Consider the following 3,639-nt stretch of genomic DNA (forward strand, 5'->3'; position numbering starts at 1 on the left):
TTCTCGAGTCCGAACCGAACCGTGAAAGTGGTCGGCACGTAAGCGCCGTTCTCGGGAGAAACAATATACGCGCGGGCCCCTTGCGGCGAAGGATGGCGAGCCCCAGGCGCGGGGGCTGGCGCGGCGACAACTGTTGCAGGCGGGGACTCAACCACTGTGACGTGAATCTTGTCGGAATAAACGGGCGGGGTATGCGGGATGTGATTCTCATCGCCGAGCAGCAATTGCAGCGTGTGCGGCCCCGGCGGCAACGACAGCTCAACTTCGGTCTGGCCGCCGCCAAAGTGGAGATGGTTCTCGTCGTTCGGGATCGGCTGGTCGAGGGGCGGTAGATCCGTATCAATCAACAGGTGATGATGGCCCGAATTGGCCTTCTTCGTTCCCGCAGGCGCAACGCCCATTCCGTGCAGCCCAAAGTGAATTGTCGTCTTGGGACCGATGACCGCGCCGTCCTTGAGGTCGACAAATTCGACCTTCGCCCCTGGCGGCGACGGAGTTGGACCTCCAGTGGTCGTGGATTGGGAAAAGGCGCTTGAGCCATAAACAAGGCTTGCGATCAGCGCAAATATTGCCCACGCTTTCAGCTTCAGCCGATCTCCCAACCATCTTCAAGCCCAGCCTCGACGCTTGACAGGGGGCTAGATTGAGCGAGGATGCAGATGTCCATGTTTCGCTATGGGGTCTTCTGTTATCAGGACCGGCACAATTGTAAAGCGTCGGTTCTTAATGTCCGGCGCGCTCGGCTTTCCGTTTCAGACCTTCTTGTTGGAGGGCCCCTTTAGTTGTTATCGCCAGAAGTTCCTCTCGAGATCGTCCGCCGCGAAAAGCGGAGATCACGCATCGTGCAGAGCCGGTTCATCGGTCGCTCCGGGTGGGCTGCGGCGGCGATTATCGGCGTCGCGTTGTCGATGTGCGCATCAGGATCGTCATGCGCCGCGGGGTCGGATGAGGAGCGCCTTCCAGGAGAGGCCTTTCGCGACTGTCCAGACTGCGCGGAGCTTGTCATCGTGCCTTCTGGCGAATTCGACATGGGCTCCAACTCAAAGCCGAGCGAGCAGCCGGTTCACCACATTAGCATTCGCAAGAACTTCGCCATAGGCCGCCGCGACGTGACATTCGCCGAATGGGACCGATGCGTCGCCGCGGGCGGTTGCAAGTTCAGTCCGCCGGATCAGGGTTGGGGGCGGGCGGATCGCCCGGTGACAAACGTCAGCTGGGATGACGCCAAAGAGTTCACCGCGTGGCTGACAAAGATGACTGGAAAGCCCTATCGGCTGCCCACCGAGACGGAATGGGAATATGCCGCGCGAGGAGGGTCGACGACTCCATACTGGTGGGGCAAAGACGTCGGGACCGGACATGCTCAATGCGCAGAGTGCGGGGCGAGCGAAAGCGGCAGGACCGCGCCGGTCGGTTCGTTCCGGCCGAACGCCTTCGGATTGTACGACACTGCGGGGAACGCCGCCGAGTGGGTGGAGGATTGCTGGAACCCATCGTACCGCGGCGCGCCAAATGACGGCTCGGCCTGGACGAGCGGCGATTGCTCGCTTCGAGTTTTGAGGGGAGGTTCGTTCGGGGACAAGGCAATCGCCGTGCGCTCCTCCGCACGCTTTCGCTATGACGAGGACGTCCGATATTACGCCAATGGCTTTCGGGTTGCGCGTGACCTGAATTGACACGCGACGGGTCGGAGGCGGTCGCATGAGCGCGCTTTTCAAGTTCTCGATTTTTCTTGTTCTGGCGTTGGCGGTTTCGATCGGCATTTATCTCTATGCGTCGTCGCTGAGTGAGGGAGACGTCACTTCCGCGCCTCCGACACAGGAAGCGCCCATTGCCAACGTCGCGCCCATTGCTCCCAGCGCCAAAGCGCCCGTCGCCCCAGCGGCCAAAGTCGATGTCGATGGCGACCTGGCGGACTATATGACTGCCCGAGAGCGTCGATCGCTTGACGGGTGGCGCGCCTTCCTCGCCGCTCATGGGAGCGGATTCCATGCGCAATTGGCGAGGGCGGAAATCGAAAAACTTCTTCACGCCGAGAAGACTCCAGAACCGGCCCCTGCGGAGGTCTCGAATGGCGGGTCGCCGGACGCGAAGACGACGATCGAAGCCGCGCCTCCGGCAGGGAGGGACGTCACGTCGTCGACGCCTGACGAAATCTGCAAACGTGACGAGGAACGCCTGGAGCGGCTACGCAGCAACCCCTCGAGCGACGAGGCTGCGCGCTTCGCCAACGACTTGCGCTGCGAAAAGTTGCGCCCTCAGCTCTTGAATCTGATGGAAACCTTGGGCCCACCGCCGACGGCGCCGGCCGCTGCGGAGGTCTCGGATGGCGTGGCGCCGGACGCGAAAACGACGGTCGAGGCCGCGCCTTCCGCAGGGAGCGACGTCGCGTCGTCGACGCCCGACGAAATCTGCAACCGTGACGAAGACCGCCTGGAGCGGCTGCGCATGAGCCCCTCGAGCGAGGAGGCTGCGCGCTTCGCCAACGAGTTGCGCTGCGAAAAGTTGCGCCCTCAGCTCTCGAATCTGATGGGGAGCTTGGCCTCCCTGGCTTCTGCGCCGCGTGCTGCGGAGGTCTCGAATGGCGTGGCGCCGGACGCGAAGCCGACGGTCGAGGCCGCGCTGCCGGCTGCGCCTTCCGCAGGGAGCGACGTCGCATCGTCGACGCCTGACGAAATCTGCAAACGTGACGAGGACCGGCTGGAGCGGTTGCGCATGAGCCCCTCGAGCGAGGAGGCTGCGCGCTTCGCCGACGAGTTGCGCTGCGAAAAGTTGCGCCCTCAGCTGTTGCGTCTGATGGAGAGCTTGGGCTTCGCGCCAGCCTCCGCCGCCCAAAGTCCTTCAGGCAAGGGGAAGTTAGCTCGGGGGCTAAAGGCGGCGAGCGACTGTGTTTCCGAACAGGACAAACTGGACCGCATCCGCGCGCAACCTTCAGCGGATTCCGCTCGGCAGTTCTGGCGAGACCTTCAATGCGAACGGCTGCGTCCTCAAGTTCGCCTGCTTCTGGAGAGCCTCGACATCGCCGCCGGTCCCACCGCCGCATGTCAGGGAGAGGCCGAAGAACTCAGTCGCATTCGCACGAACCCCAACCGACGCGAGGCGGAAAGCTTCGCGCGAGAGATGACTTGCGATGCGCTCAAGCCGCAGGCGGAGCGATTACTGGAAAGCTTGGCTGAGTGACATCACCCCATGACGCAGTGTCTGAGGCTCCCTGCTTCGAGCGCCTCATGTTGAATAAGCTTTCCCACCGATCCACGTTGGGACTGCCGATTGCGTGAATCCGCCCGGATGTAACCGGAAGATGACGCCGCTAGCGTCGCGAGGCGAGCGTCGAAAAGACCGCGTGTCGGCAGCGCGGCTGTTCCGCTCATCAGGATCAGTGAAACAAGATCTTGCAAAAAAGAGAATTGGCCCGTAGTCTGATCCTGTAGCCCTCGGATTGGACAATGACGTTCGCCCTGCGCCCCGACCTGCCCCCGCCGCTTCGAGCCGCGCCGGGGGATTCGCGTGCGCCTCGGGATGGCCATGGTCGCTCATCGAATAGCGGCTCAACGATGCGTTTTCCGACGCTGCGAACGTGGGATATTGTGGCGAAATTGCGTCAAACAGAGGTCCCGGAGGCCCCTCGGAATCAGAATC

The 3,639-nt window shown here is 62.5% G+C and carries 3 protein-coding genes; 2 read left to right on the forward strand and 1 reads right to left on the reverse strand.

Annotated elements, in window-relative coordinates:
• A partial coding sequence (locus tag ACLP25_RS11725) for a DUF4399 domain-containing protein (protein WP_442469374.1) occupies nt 1-401 on the reverse strand: 401 nt, incomplete at its 3' end.
• Between the two features lie 507 nt (nt 402-908).
• Between ACLP25_RS11725 and ACLP25_RS11730 the strand changes: the two genes are divergently transcribed.
• Both ACLP25_RS11730 and ACLP25_RS11735 read left to right on the forward strand, forming a co-directional pair.
• Entirely contained in the window at nt 909-1,676 is a 768-nt protein-coding gene (locus ACLP25_RS11730; protein ID WP_442469376.1) for a formylglycine-generating enzyme family protein, read from the forward strand.
• Nucleotides 1,677-1,701: 25 nt separating this feature from the next.
• Nucleotides 1,702-3,180, forward strand: a complete 1,479-nt coding sequence (locus tag ACLP25_RS11735; RefSeq protein WP_442469375.1) for a hypothetical protein — start codon at nt 1,702-1,704, stop codon at nt 3,178-3,180.
• Nucleotides 3,181-3,639: the final 459 nt, after the last annotated feature.

The organism is Roseiarcus sp., assembly GCF_052145395.1.
GTDB lineage: Bacteria > Pseudomonadota > Alphaproteobacteria > Rhizobiales > Beijerinckiaceae > Roseiarcus.

Excerpts from the sequence above, each read along its gene's own strand:
- ACLP25_RS11730 (WP_442469376.1), top strand. The coding sequence starts at position 909 with ATGTGCGCATCAGGATCGTCATGCGCCGCGGGGTCGGATGAGGAGCGC.
- ACLP25_RS11735 (WP_442469375.1), top strand. The coding sequence starts at position 1,702 with ATGAGCGCGCTTTTCAAGTTCTCGATTTTTCTTGTTCTGGCGTTGGCG.